This is a genomic window from Agrobacterium sp. MA01 (genome assembly GCF_009650195.1).
Lineage (GTDB): Bacteria > Pseudomonadota > Alphaproteobacteria > Rhizobiales > Rhizobiaceae > Allorhizobium.
In genome coordinates this window covers 2,879,062-2,900,218 of record NZ_CP045854.1, presented here as the reverse complement: position 1 = coordinate 2,900,218, position 21,157 = coordinate 2,879,062, and the positions used below count along the sequence as shown (strand labels likewise).

18 protein-coding genes and 1 other RNA gene are annotated in these 21,157 nt (G+C 58.3%); 8 read left to right on the top strand and 11 right to left on the bottom strand.

All coding sequences use genetic code 11. The features are described from left to right. Positions 1–76: 76 nt before the first annotated feature. The 7 genes from GH983_RS14065 to tkt form a co-directional block, all read right to left on the bottom strand. Complete coding sequence (locus tag GH983_RS14065; RefSeq protein WP_054148264.1) at positions 77–1,000, bottom strand: PhzF family phenazine biosynthesis protein; 924 nt, start codon at positions 998–1,000, stop codon at positions 77–79. Positions 1,001–1,125: 125 nt separating this feature from the next. Next, positions 1,126–2,040 carry a fructose bisphosphate aldolase gene (locus tag GH983_RS14060; RefSeq protein ID WP_153762723.1) on the bottom strand — a complete coding sequence of 305 codons (915 nt, stop codon included), beginning with the start codon at positions 2,038–2,040 and terminating at the stop codon, positions 1,126–1,128. 425 nt (positions 2,041–2,465) lie between these two features. Beyond that, on the bottom strand, positions 2,466–3,665 hold the full coding sequence (pgk, locus tag GH983_RS14055) for a phosphoglycerate kinase (RefSeq protein WP_054148266.1): 1,200 nt from the start codon (positions 3,663–3,665) through the stop codon (positions 2,466–2,468). A gap of 84 nt (positions 3,666–3,749) precedes the next feature. Beyond that, complete coding sequence (locus GH983_RS14050; RefSeq protein ID WP_153762722.1) at positions 3,750–5,579, bottom strand: potassium/proton antiporter; 1,830 nt, start codon at positions 5,577–5,579, stop codon at positions 3,750–3,752. Between the two features lie 216 nt (positions 5,580–5,795). Next, complete coding sequence (locus GH983_RS14045; protein ID WP_153762721.1) at positions 5,796–7,454, bottom strand: BCCT family transporter; 1,659 nt, start codon at positions 7,452–7,454, stop codon at positions 5,796–5,798. A gap of 250 nt (positions 7,455–7,704) precedes the next feature. After that, the gene (gap, locus tag GH983_RS14040; RefSeq protein WP_153762720.1) at positions 7,705–8,715 is read right to left on the bottom strand and encodes a type I glyceraldehyde-3-phosphate dehydrogenase; all 1,011 of its coding nucleotides are present in this window, start codon (positions 8,713–8,715) and stop codon (positions 7,705–7,707) included. A 76-nt stretch (positions 8,716–8,791) separates the two neighbouring features. Then, on the bottom strand, positions 8,792–10,774 hold the full coding sequence (gene tkt / locus GH983_RS14035; protein ID WP_153762719.1) for a transketolase: 1,983 nt from the start codon (positions 10,772–10,774) through the stop codon (positions 8,792–8,794). A gap of 342 nt (positions 10,775–11,116) precedes the next feature. Between tkt and GH983_RS14030 the strand changes: the two genes are divergently transcribed. From GH983_RS14030 to GH983_RS14010, 5 genes are all read left to right on the top strand, one after another. Next, positions 11,117–11,389, top strand: coding sequence for a DUF4164 domain-containing protein (locus GH983_RS14030; protein WP_006726844.1), 273 nt, complete (start codon positions 11,117–11,119; stop codon positions 11,387–11,389). Positions 11,390–11,460: 71 nt separating this feature from the next. Beyond that, positions 11,461–11,841: a cell division protein ZapA gene (locus tag GH983_RS14025; RefSeq protein ID WP_054148272.1), complete on the top strand. Its 381-nt coding sequence runs from the start codon at positions 11,461–11,463 to the stop codon at positions 11,839–11,841. A gap of 54 nt (positions 11,842–11,895) precedes the next feature. Then, a non-coding RNA gene (gene ssrS / locus GH983_RS14020) (6S RNA) lies at positions 11,896–12,054 on the top strand. Between the two features lie 81 nt (positions 12,055–12,135). Further along, positions 12,136–13,986 carry a site-specific integrase gene (locus tag GH983_RS14015; RefSeq protein WP_153762718.1) on the top strand — a complete coding sequence of 617 codons (1,851 nt, stop codon included), beginning with the start codon at positions 12,136–12,138 and terminating at the stop codon, positions 13,984–13,986. A gap of 78 nt (positions 13,987–14,064) precedes the next feature. Next, positions 14,065–15,009: a lysozyme inhibitor LprI family protein gene (locus GH983_RS14010; RefSeq protein ID WP_153762717.1), complete on the top strand. Its 945-nt coding sequence runs from the start codon at positions 14,065–14,067 to the stop codon at positions 15,007–15,009. An 11-nt stretch (positions 15,010–15,020) separates the two neighbouring features. On the opposite strand, the gene GH983_RS14005 is transcribed toward GH983_RS14010, so the two are convergent. Then, positions 15,021–15,338 carry a hypothetical protein gene (locus tag GH983_RS14005; RefSeq protein ID WP_153762716.1) on the bottom strand — a complete coding sequence of 106 codons (318 nt, stop codon included), beginning with the start codon at positions 15,336–15,338 and terminating at the stop codon, positions 15,021–15,023. Positions 15,339–15,733: 395 nt separating this feature from the next. Between GH983_RS14005 and GH983_RS14000 the strand changes: the two genes are divergently transcribed. After that, positions 15,734–16,804 (top strand): DUF4062 domain-containing protein, encoded by a 1,071-nt coding sequence (locus GH983_RS14000; protein WP_153762715.1) that lies wholly within the window; start codon positions 15,734–15,736, stop codon positions 16,802–16,804. Between the two features lie 365 nt (positions 16,805–17,169). Here GH983_RS14000 and GH983_RS13995 read toward each other — a convergent pair whose 3' ends face one another. Together GH983_RS13995 and GH983_RS13990 are read right to left on the bottom strand one after the other, a co-directional pair. Beyond that, a complete protein-coding gene (locus GH983_RS13995; protein ID WP_153762714.1) occupies positions 17,170–17,544 on the bottom strand; it encodes a hypothetical protein in 375 nt (124 codons plus the stop codon). Between the two features lie 376 nt (positions 17,545–17,920). Beyond that, complete coding sequence (locus GH983_RS13990; RefSeq protein WP_153762713.1) at positions 17,921–18,556, bottom strand: recombinase family protein; 636 nt, start codon at positions 18,554–18,556, stop codon at positions 17,921–17,923. Positions 18,557–19,109: 553 nt separating this feature from the next. Here GH983_RS13990 and GH983_RS24515 point away from each other — a divergent pair. Further along, complete coding sequence (locus tag GH983_RS24515; protein ID WP_305765073.1) at positions 19,110–19,868, top strand: HNH endonuclease signature motif containing protein; 759 nt, start codon at positions 19,110–19,112, stop codon at positions 19,866–19,868. Positions 19,869–19,967: 99 nt separating this feature from the next. Here GH983_RS24515 and GH983_RS13980 read toward each other — a convergent pair whose 3' ends face one another. After that, entirely contained in the window at positions 19,968–20,507 is a 540-nt protein-coding gene (locus GH983_RS13980; RefSeq protein ID WP_153762711.1) for a hypothetical protein, read from the bottom strand. Positions 20,508–20,774: 267 nt separating this feature from the next. Here GH983_RS13980 and GH983_RS13975 point away from each other — a divergent pair, with 267 nt between their 5' ends. Continuing rightward, complete coding sequence (locus GH983_RS13975) at positions 20,775–21,035, top strand: hypothetical protein (RefSeq protein ID WP_153762710.1); 261 nt, start codon at positions 20,775–20,777, stop codon at positions 21,033–21,035. Positions 21,036–21,157 lie beyond the last annotated feature (122 nt).

Sequence of the window (21,157 nt, the reverse complement as noted above, 5' to 3'; positions counted from 1 at the left end):
TTTGATATAGTCGTGTGGCGCTAAGGCGGCAAGGTACGCTCGTCGAAGTTTTCGGCGGGTATTATTGTCCGGGAAACTAGAGCGCCAGTTGACCCCGCATGACAAGAACGGAGCTTCCGGTGATCTCGACATGGTCGAAGGCGCCGTTGCTTGTCCCTACGGCAAGCCTGATCAGGCTGCGGCGTCCCATCTCCACGCCCTGTTCCACGAGAATGTGTCGCTCTTCCGCTACAGGTGCGAGCGTCGTCAGGAAGGCGCCGAGGGCTGCCGATGCGCTGCCGGTCGCCGGGTCTTCGATCACATTGTCGAACGGTGCAAACATGCGCGCACGCAGATGGTCCGGCCCGACCCAGGTGTAGAGGAAGGTGGCGCAGTCGCAATCTTCGTCGGCATGCATCTGCCTCAGGGCGGTCAGCGGCTCCAGGCGAGACGCAGCCCTTGCCAGCGCGTCGAGGTTTGCCACCTCGATTAGAATGAATTTCAGGCCGACGCTTGCGAATATGGGCTGGTGCCGGCTGGTGACAATGTCATCCGGCGCAAGGGCGATGCACGGCGCCATGATCTCAGGTGCAATCGATGCGCCTGTTGTCAGGGGCCCGGGTGCCCGGATGGTGGTTCCCGTCACGATGCCGTCTGCGCCACGGTTCACGCTTACCTCGACGAGCCCTGCTTTCTCTTCGAAGCGGATGCGACCTCCGACAGGCTTGCCGAGGACGTTACCCTCGATGGCCAGCGCGTGAGCTGTGCCGACATTGGGATGTCCGGCAAAGGGCACTTCCGTGACCGGTGTGAAGATGCGGACTTCTGCTGTGTTGCCTGGATCCTGAGGCGGCAGCACGAAGGTGGTCTCGGAATAGCCGAACTCGGCCGCAATCTCCTGCATCTCCTTATCGCTCAAGCCCCGGGCGTCGGTGATCACGGCAAGCGGATTGCCGCAGAAGCGGGTGTCGGTGAAAACGTCGAGGGTGACGAAGGGAATGCTGCGGGAAGGGGACGGCATGATGGCTCCAGAGGATTCTAGCGCATCCTGATAACGCAAGAAGCCCGGCACATGGCCGGGCTTTCGTGTCCTGATGACAAGATTTCGCGTGCGGCCTCGGATCAACCGAGGGCCGGGGTCGATGCTTATTCGGCGGCGATCGCACCGACCTTGTTGACGCTTGCGGCATAGATCTGGTCGATGGTTCCGGCAATGCTCGCATTGAATTCGGCATCGCTCATCGAGACGCGAAGTTTCTCTGCCAGAGCACGCGAGAAGCTTGCGATCATGCCGTGGTTCTGGCTCAGCTTCTCACAGGCATCCGCAGTGCTGTAACCGCCGGAAAGTGCGACGACGCGCACGACGGCAGCGTTGGACATCAGCGGGGCGTAGAAATCGGCGACCGTCGGAATGGTCAGCTTCAGCATGACCTTGTCGCCGGATGGCAACTTGTCCAGCTCGGCCGCAATCGCATCGCGAAGGATTGCCTCGGCCTCGGCCTTTGTCGGGCTCTTGATCGAGACTTCCGGCTCAACGATCGGCACAAGACCCTGGCCGATGATCTGGCGGGCGACTTCGAATTGCTGTTTGACGACGGCGGCGATGCCGGCCTTGTCGGCATGGGCGATGACCGAGCGCATCTTTGTGCCGAAGATGCCCTTGTCGCGGCCGCGGATCAGGAGCGCGTCGAGGTCGGGCATCGGCTTCATCAACTGGACGCCGTTCTCTTCGTCGAGCAGGCCCTTGTCGATCTTGAGGAAGGGGACGACGCCACGCTTTTCCCAGAGGAAGGAGGGGACGGGTTCGCCATCGACATCGCCGTCCATCGTGCGCTCGAAGAGGATCGCGCCGATGACCTTGTCGCCGGAGAAGGCCGGTGCCTTCATGATGCGCACGCGCATGGCGTGGATCAGGCGGTACATCTCGTCGTCGCCGTTATAGTCGGTTTCGGCGACGCCGTAGAGGCGCAGGGCGCCGGGTGTCGAACCCCCACTCTGGTCCAGCGCGGCGATGAAGCCGGGCGCCGAGGTGATCTTGTTCAACATTTTAGCGTCCACCATAACTCACTCCTATCCCGATCATGGCGCGCATGGCGCCGGACTGTCTTGCTCTTAGGACGGACACTCAGGCCGTCCGGTCACTCCCTGACCCTGTTCGGTCCCTCGGGACCGTGGTGACTTTGGCGATAACAGAACTTCCCCGAGGGGAAAATGGGCTGCTAAGCTATTGAAACGATTGAAATCATTTCAATCGTTTGAAAATTCAAAGATTTTTAAACCCGTTTCAATTGACGTGAGTTGCGCGGTCCATCCAACGCCTTCTTCGCGATCCGCCTCTTCACGATACAAACCCATTGCGTGTGACCGAGGTTCCCTTGGGCGGATGGTAACACGTCTCTGTCGACGGCCCAATGACGCACGAAAAAACCGCGCGCCCGGAAGGCACGCGGTTCATTCGAAATATCGGGCTGTTGAGCCGCTGTCGTTCAGCCCTTGGTGAGGACAGCCACGCCCGGCAGTTCCTTGCCTTCCATCCATTCCAGGAAGGCGCCGCCGGCGGTCGACACATAAGAAAAGTCGTCGGCGACTTCGGCATGGTTCAGGGCGGATACCGTGTCGCCACCACCTGCGACCGAAACCAGCTTGCCAGCTCTGGTCTGTTCAGCGGCATGCAGGGCTGCAGAAACCGTCGCCTTGTCGAAAGGGGCGATCTCGAAGGCGCCGAGCGGGCCGTTCCAGACCAGGGTCGCGGCCTTGCCGATCCAGCCAATGATCAGCTCGACCGACTTCGGGCCGACATCGAGCATCATCGCGTCGGCGGGGATGGCGTTGATATCGACGGTTTCGTTGGCGGCGTTTGCCTTGAATTCCCGAGCGACAACGCCGTCGACGGGAAGCACGATGGCGCAGCCTGCGGTCTTCGCCGTTTCCATGATCGAGCGGGCGGTGTCGGCGAGGTCGTGCTCGCAAAGCGACTTGCCGACATCGATGCCCTGGGCGGCGATGAAGGTATTGGCCATGCCGCCGCCGATGACGAGCGCATCGACCTTGGTGACGAGGTTGGACAGGAGATCGATCTTGGTGGAGACCTTGGCGCCGCCGACAATGGCCACGACCGGGCGGGTCGGCTGTCCAAGACCCTTTTCGAGTGCTTCAAGCTCGGCCTGCATGGTGCGGCCTGCATAGGCGGGAAGGTGATGGGCGAGGCCTTCCGTCGAGGCATGCGCGCGGTGGGCGGCTGAGAAGGCGTCGTTGATATAGATGTCGCCGTTCTTGGCGAGCTCGGCGGTAAACTCCGGGGTATTCTTCTCTTCGCCCTTGTGGAAGCGGGTGTTTTCGAGAAGCAGGATGTCGCCGTTTTCCATCTTGGCAATGGCGTCTGCGGCCGGGGCGCCGATGCAGTCGGAGGCGAAGGCGACGCGCTGGTCGAGCACTTCCTCGACGGCCGGTGCAATCAGCGACAGCGACTGGTCGGCCACCGGTTCACCCTTTGGGCGACCGAAATGCGCGAGCAGGATGACCTTGGCGCCCTTTTCGGACAATTCGAGGATCGTCGGCGCCACGCGTTCGATGCGCGTCGTGTCGGAAACCTTGCCGTCGGTGACGGGAACGTTGAGGTCGACGCGGACAAGCACGCGCTTGCCTGCGATGTCGGTGAGATCGTCGAGTGTCTTGAAAGCCGGCATGGAATTACCCGTCTTGAATGCTGTTGAATGGGGCTGACGGGCCGGACCTTACACCGCTTGCGTGACGGCGCAAGGCGAGCGCCGTCATTTTTCGCCGCCGACTTCGCCTCTTGCTGCAGCCCGCTTGCGGTGCAGGTAATCGCGGGTCGCGTGCGCGAGTTCGCGCAGGTTGAGAAAGATCGGCCAGGTGGTCGCCGGCTCTACCGGCTCCATGGAAACGCCAACCGTGGCAATATGGCCATGTTCGTCAATGTCGCGAACAATGAGAACGATGGTGCCGAGTCGGACGCGATCGGCATAATCGGCGCGACCGCCGAGACGCTGGGTGATCATCTCGGCAACCGTCTTGCCGCGTTCACTGTCCGTGATCGACAGAGGTCCATAGGCTTCGTCGAGGTCGCGGACATGGGTCGAGGGCGAAATGGCAAAGGTGCCGAAGAACTCACCATCGTCCTCTTCCACGGGTGCCTCGGTTGCAAAGAGGCGGTCGAGCAGTTTCGAGTAGCTCGGTGCGATGAAGAGATAGACCTGATCATTCTCGCGCAGGCGTCCGGCATATTGATAGCGCATGGACTTGCCGTCACGAATGACCAGCGAAGGCATCGCCCAGCGGGGAATGCGCTCGCCTCCCAATACGGGGCTGCCAGCGACCACACGATAGGCCAGCAGCTCATGATTGGCCGTCCCCGGCAGGTCGAGTTCGACCTTGTCGATGGCGCCGATGCGCGGCGGGATGATCAGTCCGAGGCGTTTGGCGAGCGGCTTGATGGTCCAGCCCTGCAGGACGAGCGAGATCATCACGACGATGAAGGCCGTGTTGAAGAAGGTCTGGCCGTTTTCCATCGCTCCGACGACGGGCACGATGCCGAGCAGGATCGAGACCGCGCCGCGCAGACCGACCCAGGCGATGAAGCCGGTTTCGCGCTGGGTGAAGTCGAAGGGCAAGAGACACAGCCAGACAGCGATCGGTCGGGCGATGAAGACCAGGAAAAGAGCGAGCAGAACTGCCGGCAGCAGGATTTCCGGGAACTGCGATGGGGTCGCCAGCAGTCCGAGGACAAGGAACATGATGATCTGGGCAAGCCAGGTCATGCCGTCCTGGAAGCGCTTGATCGAGACCGTTGAAGGCAATTTCCGAGAGCCTGCGTAGATGCCGGCTACGTAGACGGCGAGGAAGCCGCTGCCGCCGATCAGGCCTGTGAAGGCGAAGATCATCAGCGCCATCGCCAGCATGAAAATCGGAGCGAGCCCCTGGTCGATCTGCAGCTTGCGCAAGATGAAGGCGATCGAAGCGCCACCGAGGATGCCAAGGATCAGGCCTATGCCCATCTGTTCGATGAAGAGCCTTAGCAGTTCGAGCGACAGTCCTTCGGAGCCGCTGCCGGTTGTAATCAGTTCGACAAGCGCGATGGTGAGAAAGATTGCCATCGGGTCGTTGGTGCCGGATTCGACTTCCAGGGAGGAACGAACTCTGTCGCGGATGTTGATGCCGCCGATACGGAGAAGGAAGAACACGGCTGCTGCGTCGGTGGAGCCCAGGATCGCGCCGAGCAACATGCCTTCGAGATAGCTGAGGCCGAACAGAAAATGCGCGGCGACCCCGACGAGAAGGGTGGTCAGCAGCACTCCCAGTGTCGCCAGAGTGAGGGCAGGGCCTGCCGAAAGTCGGAAGGACTGGAGCGAGGTGCCGAAACCGGAGTCGAAAAGAACGACCGCCAGAGCGAGCGAGCCAATCACGTAGGCAAGCGGGAAGTTCGAGAACTCGATGCCGAGACCATCGACGCCGGCACCAAGGCCGATGGTCAGGAACAGAAGGAGAAGGGGAGCACCGAAGCGGAAGGCTATGAGGCTCGAAAAAGCGGCCAGGAAAACCAGGGCTGTCGCAACCAGCGTGACCGCATAGAACTCACTCAATCCTCTTCCCCTCTCACCCTATTCCCAATCCCCGAGGTCCCGCTCGTTCTACGACAGGCATGGCGACTGTCAGACCGATTGCGTCTGCGCGAGCGACATGCCTACAGGCTGACAATTTCATGAAACTCAGATTTGCCGGATGGCACGAAGAAAATGGAATGGGATCATGATGATATTAGGGCGGATTTAAATTTTTAAATCCGCCCCAACCGAGTTTTATCTGGGTTCCGACAGCAGCCCCTTGATCAAGGCATAGCTCGCGCCAAGCAAGACGATGGCGAAGGGCAGGCCGGTGGAGACCGCCATGGCCTGGAGCGCCACGAGCCCCCCACCGAGAAGCAGGGCAACGGCCACCAGGCCTTCGAAAGTCGCCCAGAAGACACGCTGCGGGACTGGTGCATTGACCTTGCCGCCCGCGGAGATCGTGTCGATGACCAGCGAACCGGAGTCCGACGAGGTCACGAAGAAGACGATTACGAGCACGATGCCGATGAAGGAGGTCACCGCCGTGATCGGCAGATGCGCCAGCATTTCGAAGAGCTGCAGTTCAAGGGCTGCATCCTGAACGCTGGTCAGGCCGTCGTTGACGAGCTGGCTGATCGCCGTGCCGCCGAGCGCAGTCATCCAGAGGACGGAGACGAGCGAGGGGATGAGCAGGACTGCGGTCAGAAGGCCGCGAACCGTGCGACCACGGCTGACGCGGGCGATGAACATGCCGACAAACGGCGACCAGCTGATCCACCAGGCCCAGTAGAAGGCCGTCCAGCCCTGCGAGAAGTTGGTATCTTCTCGACCGAACGGATTGGCCAGAGCCGGCAGATAGGTCGCATAGGCCTTGAGGTTCAGGAAGAAGCCCTGGATGATTTGCATGGTCGGGCCAACGGCGATGACGAAGACCAGCAGCAGCGCTGCCAGACCAAGGTTGACCTCCGACAGAAGTTTCACGCCCTTGTCCATGCCGGCAACCACCGATGCGATCGCAATGCAGGTGATGGCGAGCACGAGCAGGATCATCGTGGTTTCCGTTGAGGGAATGCCGAAGAGGAATTCCAGGCCGGCACTGGCCTGCTGGGCTCCGATGCCCAGCGAAGTCGACAGGCCGAAGATGGTGGCAAAGACCGCGAGAATGTCGATCACATGGCCCGGCCAGCCCCAGACGCGCTCGCCAAAGATCGGGTAGAAGACCGAACGCAAGGTGAGCGGCAAGCCCTTGTTGAAGGAGAACAGGGCCAGCGCCAGCGCGACGACAGCATAGATCGCCCAGGGATGCAGGCCCCAATGGAAGATCGTGGCGGCCATGGCGAGGCGGCGCGCTGCTTCCGGATCGCCGACAGCGCCATTCAGTGGTGCCCAGTCCGTGCGAACACCGTCTTCGAAGACCGGTCCACCCAGCGCTGCCGTGAAATGCCCCATGGGCTCGGAGACCCCGTAGAACATCAGGCCAATGCCCATGCCGGCGGCAAAGAGCATCGAGAACCATGCGAGATTGCCGTAGTCCGGTGTTGCTTCCGGTCCGCCAAGACGGATTCGCCCGAGCGGCGAGAGGATGAGGCCGATGCAGATGAGCACGAAGACATTGCCGGTCAGCAGGAAGAACCAGTCGAGATTGCTCGTCAGGAAGTTCCTGAGACCCGTGAAGGCTGGTTCAAGCGTGGTCTGGAAGGCCAGCGTCAGGAAGGTAAAGAGTACGATTGACAGAGCCGAGACGCTGAAGACGACATTATGGATGTCGAGCTCGAAGACGAAACGGCGGCGGAAGTTGATGTTGTCTTGACCGATCTCATAATCAGTGTCGATGATTTCGGTCCGCCCTTCGGGCGCCGGTATCGCATCTTCGGCGACGGCTGTATGGGGATCGGTCGTTGTGAGAGCCAATGGTCTGGTATCCTTTCGATGTCATCAGGGGCAAAACAATCCCCGGGAGAAGGCGCAGGTTCTGCGCCAGAATGTGGTGAAGCGACCACAAGGGTGGCCGCATTTGCGCCACAATTCGTAGGGGCAACTGACGAGGCGGCTTATTGTTCCCGTGCGGAACAATTTTTCCTGCCTGTTTTGGGGAGCTGCCCGGAATAAAAAAAGGCGGGCCATTGCTGGCCCGCCTTCATGCGAGATCAGTTGGTCTAGCTCAGATGAGCTTGGCCAGTGCCACTGCCGTATCCGACATGCGGTTCGAGAAGCCCCACTCGTTGTCGTACCAGGTCAGGATGCGCACGAAGTTGCCTTCGAGAACCTTGGTCTGGTCGAGGGCGAAGATCGACGAGTGGCTGTCGTGGTTGAAGTCGCGCGAAACCAGCGGCTCGTCGGTATAGCCGAGGATGTCCTTCAGCGCGCCATCCGAGGCGGCGATGATGGCGTCGTTGATTTCCTGAGCCGTGGTGTTCCGCTTGGCGACGAACTTGAAGTCGACGACCGAGACGTTCGGGGTCGGCACGCGGATCGAGGTGCCGTCGAGACGGCCCTTGAGGTGCGGCAGGACCAGGCCGACGGCCTTGGCGGCACCCGTCGAGGTCGGGATCATGGAGAGCGCTGCCGCGCGGGCGCGGTAGAGATCCTTGTGCATGGTGTCGAGCGTCGGCTGGTCACCCGTGTAGGAGTGGATCGTGGTCATGAAGCCATGGTCGATACCGACGGCGTCGTCGAGCGTCTTGACGACCGGAACCAGGCAGTTCGTCGTGCAGGATGCGTTGGAGATGACCAGGTGGTCCTTGGTCAGCTGGTCGTGGTTGACGCCGAAGACGACGGTGAGGTCAGCGCCATCGGCGGGAGCCGAAACGATGACGCGCTTGGCGCCAGCCTGGAGATGCAGGGCGGCCTTGTCACGCGAGGTGAAGATGCCGGTGCATTCCATGGCGATGTCGACGCCGAGTTCCTTGTGCGGAAGCGTTGCCGGATCCTTGATCGCGGTGACCTTGATCGGCTTGCCGCCGTCGATGATGATCGTGTCGCCATCGACCTTTACCGTGGCCGGGAACTTGCCGTGGATCGAGTCGTAACGCAGCAGATGCGCGTTGGTCTCGACCGGGCCGAGATCGTTGATGGCGACGACTTCGATGTCGGTGCGGCCGGATTCGACGATGGCGCGGAGAACGTTACGTCCGATACGGCCGAAGCCGTTGATGGCAACTTTCACAGTCATTGGTGCACTCCCGATTTAATTTTGAGCTCTTGGGCAATGTCAGGGCGCCCCGGGGGGACGCCCTGGCGGGATGGTGTCAGGCAAGCTTGGCTTCGGCGGCTGCCACGACTGCGTCCGCCGTGATGCCGAAGTGCTTGTAGAGTTCCTTGGCCGGGCCGGAGGCGCCGAAGGACTTCATGCCGATGAAGGTGCCGGTGGAACCGATGATGGCGTCCCAGCCCTGCCGGATGCCGGCTTCGATCCCGATATTGACCGCAGCATGACCGATGATCGCTTCCTGGTAGTCGGCGTCCTGTTCGAAGAAGAGTTCGAAGCAGGGAACGGAGACGACGCGGGCCGGAATGCCCTTGGCTTCCAGCTGCTGCTGGGCTTTGATCGCGATCTCGACTTCCGAACCGGAGGCGAAGATCGAGACCTTGGCGTCGCTGGCCGAAATCAGCTCGTAAGCACCCTGAGCACAAAGATTGCGCTCCTCATACTCGGTGCGGGCCGGGATCAGGTTCTGACGCGTCAGGGCGAGGCCGGACGGACGCTCCTTGTTCTCCAGCGCCACCTGCCAGCACTCGACCGTTTCGGTCGCGTCTGCCGGGCGGAACATCAGGAGGTTCGGGATAGCGCGGAGCGCTGCCATGTGCTCGACCGGCTGATGGGTCGGGCCGTCTTCGCCCAGACCGATGGAATCATGGGTCAGGACGTGGATGACGCGGATGCCCATGAGGGCGGCCAGACGGATCGACGGACGGCAATAGTCCGAGAAGATCAGGAAGCCGCCGGAATAGGGGATCAGACCGCCATGCAGCGCAATCCCGTTCATCGCAGCCGCCATGCCGTGTTCGCGGATGCCGTAGTGGATGTAACGGCCAGAGAAGTCGGTCGGGGTGATCGACTTGGTCTGGCTGGTCTTGGTGTTGTTCGAGCCGGTCAGGTCGGCCGAGCCGCCGAGCGTTTCGGTGACGACACCGTTGATGACTTCAAGCGCATCTTCCGAAGCCTTGCGGGTTGCAACCGTCGGCTTGGTTTCAGCGAGCTTCTTCTTGTAGGCGTCGACGGCACCGGCGAGCGTGCCCGGCAGTTCGCCAGCGAAGCGGCGGTTGAACTCGGCGCGCTTCTCAGCATCGGCAGCCGCCAGACGCGCTTCCCAATCCTTGCGGATCTTGGTCGAGCGCAGGCCGGCCAGACGCCAGGCGTCAAGCACGTCGGCGGGGATCGAGAAGGCTTCCTCGTTCCAGCCGAGCGCCTTGCGGGTGGCGGCGATTTCGTCGGCGCCGAGCGGTGAGCCGTGAACCTTGTGGGTGCCGGCCTTGTTCGGGGCGCCGAAGCCGATGACGGTCTTGGCGGCGATCATGGTCGGCTTGTCGGAGGCCTTGGCGGTTTCGATGGCAGCGGCGATCGCTTCCGGATCATGGCCGTCAATCGCGATCGTGTTCCAGCCGGCGGAGCGGAAGCGGGCATGCTGGTCGGTCGAGTCGGCGAGCGAAATCGCGCCGTCGATCGAGATGCCGTTGTCGTCCCAGAAGACGATCAGCTTGTTGAGCTTCAGGTGGCCGGCCAGCGTGATCGCTTCCTGGCTGATGCCTTCCATGAGGCAGCCGTCACCGGCGAGTACATAGGTGTAGTGGTTCTGCAGCTCGGCACCGAACTCGTTTTCGAGCTTCTTTTCGGCGAGTGCCATGCCGACGGCTGTCGCGATGCCCTGGCCGAGCGGGCCGGTGGTCGTCTCGATGCCGGAGGCGTGGCCGTATTCCGGATGGCCGGCGGTCTTGGCGCCAAGCTGACGGAAGGACTTGATGTCCTCGATCGTCATGTCCTCATAGCCGGTCAAATAGAGAAGCGAGTAGATCAGCATCGAGCCGTGGCCAGCCGACAGCACGAAGCGGTCGCGGTCTGGCCAGAGCGGGTTCTTCGGATCGAAGCTCAGGTAGCGGGTGAAAAGAACGGTCGCGACATCGGCGCAGCCCATGGGCATGCCGGGGTGGCCGGAATTGGCCTTTTCCACTGCATCCATGGCGAGGAAACGGATCGCATTCGCCATCCGCTGATGTTTTTCGGGAGAAATCATGGCTTATCCGCTTGTTCCGGGGCTTCGAGACACGGCCTGCCGGGACGGGCCGTCTGAACGGGGGTGATCCTTAGCAGGTGCATCGCGCAAGTCAACAAATGGGCCGGGTTGCGGCGTTTCCGGGATGAAGAAAACATCTCTTTGCCTCTTTCCTGTGCGACGGCGCCGGATGACTTACGGAGCGGCAAGAACGAGACAGTCTTCCACAGAATTGGCTACTTCCGGAGGCGTGCGCTTTATTGACGCGTGCCAAGGGCGGGGCTTACTGTCCCGGCTCACATGATCGGGGCGGCCGTGACGATTCGTGTAGCGAACAGACTTCACTGAGGCAGGGGCAAGAGAATGCCGGCGGAAAATTCGGTGGATGCCGCGCTCGCGGCGCTTCGGCAGGCTGTCGCCGGGCTCGAGAACGCCGTCGACATGCGTTTCGAAGCGGAGCGCGAGAGTATGGAGATCGATGGCGAGGTGCGGCGCGTGCATGCCGATCGCGCCCGCCTTGCTCAGGAACTTGACCAGTCGGAATTCCGGGCCAACCGGCTCGAAGAGGTCAACCGCGAGGTCTCGCGTCGACTGGTGACGGCGATGGAAACGATCCGCGCGGTGCTCGATCGGTAAAATTCGGGCCGCGGGGCGCTTGTTTGCATAAGGTGCGGGAGCACCACGCGTAGAAGAGAGTTGGAACGCCGATGGCGCAGGTCACAGTCACGATCGACGGAAAAGCCTATCGCATGGCGTGCGAGGAGGGGCAGGAAGCCCATCTGACGGAGCTCGCGAGCGAGTTCGATCGTTATGTCGGCCATCTCAAGGGACAGTTCGGTGAGATCGGCGATCTGAGGATTACCGTCATGGCCGGGATCATGGTCATGGACGAGATGGCCGAGATCAATCGTCGGCTTGCCGCAGCCGAGGCGGAGCTCGCCGGTTTCCGCGAGGGGCGCGATACAGTCCTGTCAGGCGTGCATCATCGCGAGGAGGCGGTGGCGCATGCGATATCAGACCTTGCAGATCGCTTGAACGGCATCACCCGCAAACTGACCCAGCGGCCCGCTCCCCAGCCTCAGGCTTAAGGACTATTTTTCGAGCCCACTGGCGCAGTGCCCGCGAAGCGCCTATATCTGAGTTGCGATCTGCGCCTCACGACAGGAACCACAATCCCTGGGGCCATACTCGATCCAAAGGGAGCTGTCCCTGGCCGGGCCCGTGGGCTCGGACATATGGCGCCCACCTACGTTTGTAGGCACCCAGGATCGTAAATCTCCATCGGTTGCCGTGGATCGCACTATCTATCTGATTTTATTGAGCTTGGACTCGCATTGTCACACCGTGTGTAACACCGGTGTGACAAACCTGAGGGTAGGTCCATGGTCGCTCAATACCGTCTTCACCAGCGCAAAAACGGCTACTTCTATCACCGGGTTAAGGTCCCGGTTGATATTCGTACACTCTGCGGTAAGGAAATTGAGCAAGTTTCGCTGCGTACCCGTGACCATCGGGAGGCGGTACGACGGCTTCCTGCCGTGATTGTGGAGACAGACCAAAGGTTCTCCCGGCTCCGGGATGAGTACGCCACTGAAATAGGGTCGCTGAGTATGCATGGTATGACGGAAAAGGCGCCGGTGCCGTCGCGTATCAACATCAAACGAATTGCCGATCTATACGCCCGAGAGATCGAGGCCCAAGAGGTCGCGATACGAGCGGAAGCATTCAAGTGCGCACTAGCCGATTTGAGGTCCTTCGTTAGAAGCCAAGACATCCCGCCCCAGCATCAGGAGTACCTTGACCACCTTGAGCAGGAGGGTGACCCTTTACCGGTGCTGGGCTTCGTTCATCGCCTCCGCCTTGAGAAGCGCATGGCTTCTGTCAAGCGTTCTCGGTCTGTAGGTGATTTCGAAGCCTATTTCGCCGCCGTTGATCGCCATGCAGCACACACTTCGCCCGTGGATCGACCAAGCATGATTAAGGCCATGATCGACGCCGAACTCAGGACGCTTGAGGCATGGCATGAGGAGCCAGAGCTGGTCGCCCATCCGCAATCTAGTCCGCGTCGTATCGCCCATGAGGAACCAACACAGCACCGTTCCTCGGTTAGTGCCATCGATGCAGAACCCGATCTACCCCTCATGTCGGTGATCGCCCGCGAATGTTACGCAGAGGTGGGGAAAGAGAAGAATTGGAGTGCGAAGACAGAGGCGGCTCGACATACGCAGATCAAGCAGTTTCTGGAAATCTGCGGCGACAAGCCGCTCAACCAGTACACCCAGCACGATATCCGCGACCTCAAGGTCACACTTCGATCCCTGCCGCCTCAGGCCCATGGCAAGAAGCAGTTTAAGGGGATGACGAAGGCACAGATTGCCGAAAAGGCCCGTGAGCTTGGCATGGAGGGCTTGTCGACGGAAAGCGTCAGGCAGATCATGACGTCGGTGAGCATGGTCTTCGGCTGGGCCAGGACCGAACGGCGTTCCTCCCTTGTGAACATTGTACAGCCGATGATCCCGCTGCCGTCGACCGCAGGCAATAAACGGGACAAGAGGCATGGCTTCACGTCCGAGGAGCTGCAGAGGCTTTTCTCGGCCCCGGTATTCTCGGGGGTCAAAAGTAAAGCGGACTGGTTTCAGTCGGGCGATGTGTCAATGCACCATACCGGGCGCTTTTGGGTGCCCTTGCTTGCCCTGTATGCCGGTGCCAGACTTATGGAGGCCGTTCAGCTTGTCCGAGAGGACATTGGTTGCGAGGGCGGCATCTGGTTTCTCGACATAAACGAGGACGATGAAGACGAGACCGGAAAACGAGTCAAGAATGAGTCCTCGATCCGGCGCATACCTGTTCATCCGGAATTAGTGCGGCTCGGCTTTCTCAAATTCGTCGAGACGGTTCCGGTCGGCTCCCGGCTATTTCCTGACATTGCAATAGGTCCAGACACACAACGGCACCGGCATGCGTCCAAGATGTTCAACAAGCTCTTGGCCGTAGTGGGTGTCAAAGGACCCAAGAAGGTCTGGCACAGCCTTCGACATTCGTTCGAGCAGGCTTGCCGGGACAGTCGGGTGGATTCGGCCATCATGGACCAGTTACAAGGACACTCCCAAAAGGGCATGCGTGCAAACTACGGTGATGGCTATAAGCTGCCGGAACTACATGAGGGCGTTCAGTCCATTCGCTACGCCGGACTCGACTTGTCTCACATTAAAGCCTTTTCTCGGCAGGAATGAGATTTGGGGACACCCCGAGGTTTTTCTGAAGCTGCCAACACGAATTGGTTGCTGGTCGGTAATGCGGATAAATTTGATATGGCGAAGTCCGATATCGAGAACATGTTGGAATGGAAAAAGCGACGTGGGCAATCGGGAGCCACTTTCACTCTAGGCTACGATCTCCATCGACTTGGGGGACTATGGGAGGCAAGGAAGGACGATTCCGCAGCGTTCGCCGACTTTATCCCGATGCGGCTGGTTACGCTGATTGAGGTATTTACACGAGAGGCTATCCGCGAATTGGTAGACGCGGGTTCTCCATACTTGGAACGAGCGGAAACGCTGGCGAAGGGGGCAAAATTTGACTTCGCTCTTCTGGCAGGACTTCAAGGGCGCAAAGTATCTGTTGGTGACCTCATCGCGCACACCGTTGCTGTTAACGAACCGGGGCGCATAGTCGCTTACCTGAGCACGCTTGTTCCTGATTTTAGACAGCGGCTTGAGGCGTCTCATCCTCGGTGGACGGAGGAGCAATCAGATTGGCCACTTCCTCCAATTATTACTGACTACAACCAGATGATGTCACGCCTTTCGCGTTTGTTCACGGTGCGACACATCGTGACCCATGAGCTTCCCAGCGCCCCAGCTTTCGATCCCGATGAGATCGGCGGTTTTCTCCAAGCGGCACAACAATTCATCGAGGCATCTGACTGGGTCTTGGTCGACGTGCTACGCGGTGGAGTTCCCAGAACGCAGCTTGAGATGAATACTCAAGCAGGGGCGGCGTTGGCAGCCCTCGAAGACGAGATGGTCGCTCTAGTGACGGCGATTAAGGAGAGAGGAGGCGTGGACCCTGACGCGTTGGAGGCGACACAGCTTGCATGGGACGCATATGCGACTTCCGAGGCGAACCTACATGCTTCCTTGGTTGAAGGAGGGTCGATGTACTCAATGATATGGGCAAGCGCAAAGGAGGAGGAGACACGACATCGCATCGATGTACTCCGCTGGTGGGTCGAGCGTCAGGAGGGCGACCTTTGATTGGCAGACCCTTATACCTCGCCGATATCGTTAAGCTGACGTTCGACTGAGCCGGCGAGGTCTTGAAAGGACTCGTCAAGGTTTTGGAACTGCCGTGCAAATTCGTTGATGTCGCTTGCGAGATAATTCCATTCCGGCTCCGCATCAAACCAGAGGTTGCTTCGTGCATGAGACGGCAACAAGGCGTAAGCAGTTACGATGCGCTGAGAAGGTTGGGAGTAGTCAGGCGACTGAGTTTGAGTCACGTAGCCGTGCGCCAGTTCGTTACGGCGCGCAGCCCAACCGATATAGCGCGTGGTGGTGGAAACGATCCGCTTCCTCAGCTTCATGGCGCGATTGTCTCCGGTGGGAAAGCCAGTCCCCAGAACTTTATCGCCAAGGTCTCTGAGCAATCTAGCTCGATCATGAACCTTGGGGAGGCCGTCGAATAACTCCTGTACTATCTGCTGTTCAGTTGCCGCAGATTTACAGTGAAGGGCCTGGAAGAGGCTTCTCGTTGAGGCATTCACTCCCTCCCATGCCGAAAGCGCCCTTCCTAATGCGGTGTATATTGGCTCTGCATCATGATCACCCTGACGGTTCGGCGTCTCACTCCCGACAGGTCTCTCCCAAACGTTCATTTTCATGGTCAAAGATGGCTCCGATGATCCATAGTATGATCACGGTAACCCTGACGCGTTTAGGGCTCACCTGCGATGAATAATAGACGAAAGATGATTACAGGATGCCATTCAACGCCAATACCTTAAAGGTGCTAATAGCTTCACCGTCGGATCTAAGCGAAGAGCGCGATGCGGTGGAAGCCGCAATACATGAATGGAACTCCTCTAACGCTGAAGCTGAAGGTACTGTTCTGCTGCCTGTTCGATGGGAAACACACACGTTCCCTACTGCGAACAATCGCCCACAAGCTACAATCAACCAGCAGATCGTTGATTCATCCGACATACTGGTGGCGCTGTTTTGGACAAAGCTTGGTAGCAATACGGGTGTGGCGGTGTCCGGTACTGTTGAAGAAATCGACAGGTTCGCCGCCAACGGTAAACCAGCGATGATCTATTTTTCGGATCGACCAGTGAATCCGTCTGCTATCGATATTACTCAGCTTTCGACGCTTCGAGATTTTAAGAAGGAGACGTACCAGCTTTCGCTGACTGGCTCATTCAAGTCTGCAGCCGACCTCCAACATCAGTTGTTCAGGCATCTTTCCAGCTTGGTACGCCAAGTGAGACCGAAGCAACGTCCGGGCTATAGCAAGCTTGCTAAGGAGCGTGAGTTGACTGAGATGATTATCGCTCTGAAAACCGCAGGTGTCGGGGCGGCCGAGGCAGCGGAGCTTCGCGATACAATCGTCGGCATGACCAGGACTAAGGCTCAGACCATTGATCCAGTTCCGGAGGGCGAAAAAGGTCCAAACGGCCACCCTATTGGGTACACGCCTGAAGGGGACAAAGTTGAGTGGGTTCCCTCCGATGAGCTGGAGGGTGAGGTATGGCCCCTTGTACTTCGGCGAAACGACGCCGCCATCCTGGAAGCTTACAACGAGTTTTGGGACAAGGTTTGGTGGAATCGCCATCAAAACTGGCTGCACCGTCTAGCGGATGGCTCGGAGACGCTTCAACCTGGACAGGAGAAAATTTTAGAAGTTGCGAAAAAGGCGGCCAAACGCATCGAGCGCAAGTACGGCAAGAAGAACCTTGGTTGGGATGATTTCGAATGGGGGCTGCTTAGCGGCAGAATGTCGGCCCTTTCGTGGGTTATGGGGGCAGAATGGGATGAATCACTAGATACATGACGAAAGTCAGTGTTTCGTGTCGCAATCTCAATGCTTCAGCTACAGCCGGATTTTCGCAGTTCCACATGACCGTCCCGATGGCTAGTTGGGCTGATGGGCTCTTCGGGCGTCGCTGCTGTAGCGTGGCGCCTTCTGTCTCATCTGTTCCAGTGAGGCGTCGGGATACAGGATGTCATGTATCTGCTGTATGCGTGCTAGTGACATGGTGAGCACACCGAATGCGTGCAGATGGATGTCTTCCACTTTGCCTGTCTCACGCACTGACAACCCTCGGCGGCGGAGCAGGTCTGCGGCAGTCATGAATCGGACGTACGCGGCTTTCGTAGCAACTTGATGTACATGAAGTTCAGCTTGAAGTGCTTGCGTCATCGTATCACCTCCAACTGCTTAAGGAGCGTGGCCGTCGACTTCGAGTCATCTGTTATGGTGGTGGTGTCGAAACGCACACGCAAAAAGTCAGCGAGCTTAGTAGTGATGGCCAAGACTGTCTTGGGATCGCCCATGGTCCTTGCCTGGGCGAGGGCGTCCAGTAGCGTTTGCAACAAGAAGTTCTGGGTCAGCGAAACGTCGGAGAGATCTTCGGCTTTAAATTGCGCGGCCTCACTGGCGGTTAGTAGCTCCTGGCGCCGGTTGCGATAGTCAGCGATTGCCGATTGAACATCGTCGCGGTTCTCTAGCCGGTATGCGTTGGTTTTTTCAGATGTATAACCGGCTTCCTTGAAGGCCTGCGGCGGCGTCATACCCTGTGCTCGGAATTTCGCGTATGCAAGATGGCGTGGTGTCAGGGGTCTATGCTGCATGGTTGATCCATTATTCTTGTTATTATTGTTGGATCAATAGTGCGGGATTGCCGCCTATCAATATGAGATCATTCTAGCAGAAGATGGTATTATTTAAAAGTTTTTTGGAATGTGGCTCATTTGCGTTTGCAGTTGGCAAACTCGTACGCCCGACGGCTGAGTATTACCGAGACAGCGACTGACTCGAAACGGTACCCCAGGGGGTAGAGGGGGCTTTGGGTCCCCCGCCATGTTTTTTTCAGCTACATGCCCGCCACGGCGCGGAAAACTATCCACACCATAAAGGCCAGCGCCACGAGGCGCATCACCTGCCACATCATGCGTCCTCCCACATCGCGAGCGCCTTCGCAGCGGCTGCCGGGTCTTGTTTGATCCGGTAAACAGTCTGGCGCGAGAGGCCGCAAGCGCGGGCAATGTCGGAAACGCTCTGAGCCTTGCCGTCTAGTTCCAAGACGGTCTGGAGCTGTGTACGGGTGTAGGATGGCTTTCGGCCCTTGTAGGTCTCCGTGTTCGCCTTCGCGTACGCGATGCCCGCTCGCTGAGCTTCTTTGGTCGCTTCCGCTTGCGCCTGCGCTGTCGCCGCCATGAAGGCAATCAGGGCGTCCCGGACAGCCATTTGCATCGGATCGGTAGTGGAGCCGTCAAAGGTCATGTTGTTGATCACCGTGCGGATAACGACGCCGCGCCGGATGAACTCCTTTATGGTGTCCGTCACGTCTGCGTAGTTTCGCCCTAGGCGGTCCACCCAACGGACCACGAGAACGTCTCCAGCACGCAGCATGTCAAAGAGGCGACGTCCTTCCGGACGCTCGCGCATGGGGACCACAACACCTGACACGCCTTGATCAGCGATGACATGGTCAAATGAAAAGCCAGCTTTCTCGGCCTGGGATTGCTGGTGTGCGAGTGTCTGCTCTGTCGTGCTTACCCGCGCATAAAGAAACGTCGCCATTGAAATCTCGGTGTTCGTTGAACTTATGTCCGAAAGAATGACTGTCCGAATGGCTGGAGTCAACCCTATCGGACGCGAGTCTCGCACATTTTTCGATGTCCGCTGGAGTATACCTTAACGGACGGTTTCCGAACATGTTCGGCAAGAAATGGGCGCGACCTGGTAGGCACTGTCCTGCTTTGAGGAAAGTGCCGGTCTTTTTCGGGGGTAGCTCGACGGCGAGCTGAAGAGGTCGAAAAAAATCAGGTGTCTTGATGAGCAGTCCGCGCTGAGCGGGCGCCGAACGACGTGAAAATTCTGGCATACTTTTCTGCAGAAAAATTGCTTCGCTCGATGGCCGGTGTATCCACCTCACATGAGCAGATAGGCGATCGCCACGAACCCTGCTGCTAAAAGAACAAGTGCGAGTTTGCCAGTTAGCGTCAACGGCTTTGACGCATAGTCGTTATCGGGTCCTGGAGACTTGTCCCAGCCGCCTACCATGTCGCAACCCCTTGTCTCGTAGCTGATTACAACTCTACATGGTTTTTGAATGATGGCGAGGGATGTGGACGTGGCAGGCGACGTGACTTCTAACGAGTGGACGGACGATGAGCTGATGGCCTGTGTTGTTGCCTACCGCGAGCTGCAGACTGCAGAAGCAGCGGGGGAGGTGATCAACAAGACGGCGAAGCGGAAGCAAGTGCTTGCTACCACGCTTTCTTCTCGAACAGCGGGCTCCTACGAATTTCGTATGGCGAACATTAGCGCTGTGGTGGAGGCGCTTGGCCTTCCGATATTGACCGGTTATCAGCCGCGTCGGAATGTCGGAGCCAAGGTTACGGCAAAGCTGTTGCCCATGGTCAATCATGTCTGGCAACGTGAATGGTCTGCAGAGGCTCCGACTGCTGATCCTGAAGCGCTTCAAACCCGTGTGAAGTCAGCCCGTTCCAAGCTGAAGGGCGATCTATCAGCTCCGCCACCCACTAATCCCCTGAGCGGCAGTAAAGTCGCCTCAACCACCACGCGCTTTGTTCGCGATCCGAATGTCATAGCCTGGGTCTTGGCAACGGCTGCAGGAAATTGCGAGGCGTGCGGTGATCCTGCGCCATTCCTACGCGAAGACGGTGAGCCGTACCTGGAAGTCCACCATGTGCGCCCTTTGAGCGAAGGTGGTCCTGATAGTGCTGACAACGCTGTGGGTGTGTGTCCGACGTGTCATCGGCGTTTCCATTACGGCGTGGACAAAGATCGTTATCGGCGCGAGACAATCAAGAGGGTTGGGCGCCTGGTCAATTATCCCCAACTGACTCCGGAGCTTGTTTCAGATTGAAGACCCTTTTTGCCGAGAGGCAGCAGTTTTAACTAACCTCATGCGCCATGTCGCTTGGAGGGGCACCCATCTATCCATTCAGAGTATATTTAAACGCTACTATGTATATAAAATTTTGCGGCTGCAGGCCGCAAGCGAAAACTGCGGATTAAATTGTCCCGTTGCAAAGGGCGCAGCCACAGATACTGATCCGGGTGAGATTCCGGCCGCAAAAATTATTGCCGTACCATCTGATCCATTCAGTATAAGACCACATTCGGAAATCACATCGTCATCTTCGTAAACGAGTTTTTCTAGCCTCTCTACAGTAAAGGGGGAAATAGCAGTGGCCGAGTGAGCCGACCCTATGGAAGCTATGCTTTCCCCGTAGTAAGCCATACGAATATTCAGTGATCCAGCCTCCTGCCAATCCGCGACCTGGGTACAGGCGGATGAGAACTCCACGAGGAGATTATCGTTGCCAAAATGCAATTGGAATTCCCACGCCGCATTGAATGTGTGCCCCTCCGGCATTGAATAGGCTGTGATGCTACGGGAGTGCATCGCACATAAATCGGAGTCCTGCTCGCCCCCCTCCAATTGAAATTGAAGAAGCTTTTTCCCAGTCTCGTTCACTTTAGGGGTAATGAAGGGTTTCATGTGGATTGTTTCCATTTGCTGGAATGTCAATACTTTTTCCACCGGAGCTACTTGGGGGTCGTCCAAAAATCCCTTTAGGCCCAACGAGGCTACCTGGAGGTAGCTTTATCTCCTACTCATCCAAACCCCCAATCCTTCGATTGCAAGATTTGAATCTAATTTGCTGCGCCAAATCAAAACGATCAATGGATTTCGACCCTAACAGATTTGCGGGTTGATGAAATTCCCAAGCTGCGTAGGCTCGTGGAGCAAACTACGGAGATGACAATGACAAAAGAGCAGATTGCCGATTTCATCCATGAAGTTGTTGCTGCCGGTTGCGATCCTGTCGCCGTGGGCGATGATTGCTGGCTAGTTGGCGATGCCGACTTGCCGCCAGACGAGTGCCTTGCCATTCAGCCCACACTCGATGAAATCGGACGGCGATATGGCGACCGCGATCACCTGCATTTTGAGATCATCGACTATCTGCATTCGGTTGGACGGGTGTTCGTCCTCGACACTCAACGATCCCATGCCGCCCACTGAAGGCATCCGCTGCGGTGGATTTTTTGAAGTGGAAAATGGAAACTAAAATCGAAAATCCACCACAAAATCCACCGAACGTTATTCAACAAAAACAATCATTTAATCAGATTAAGTGGAAAAGT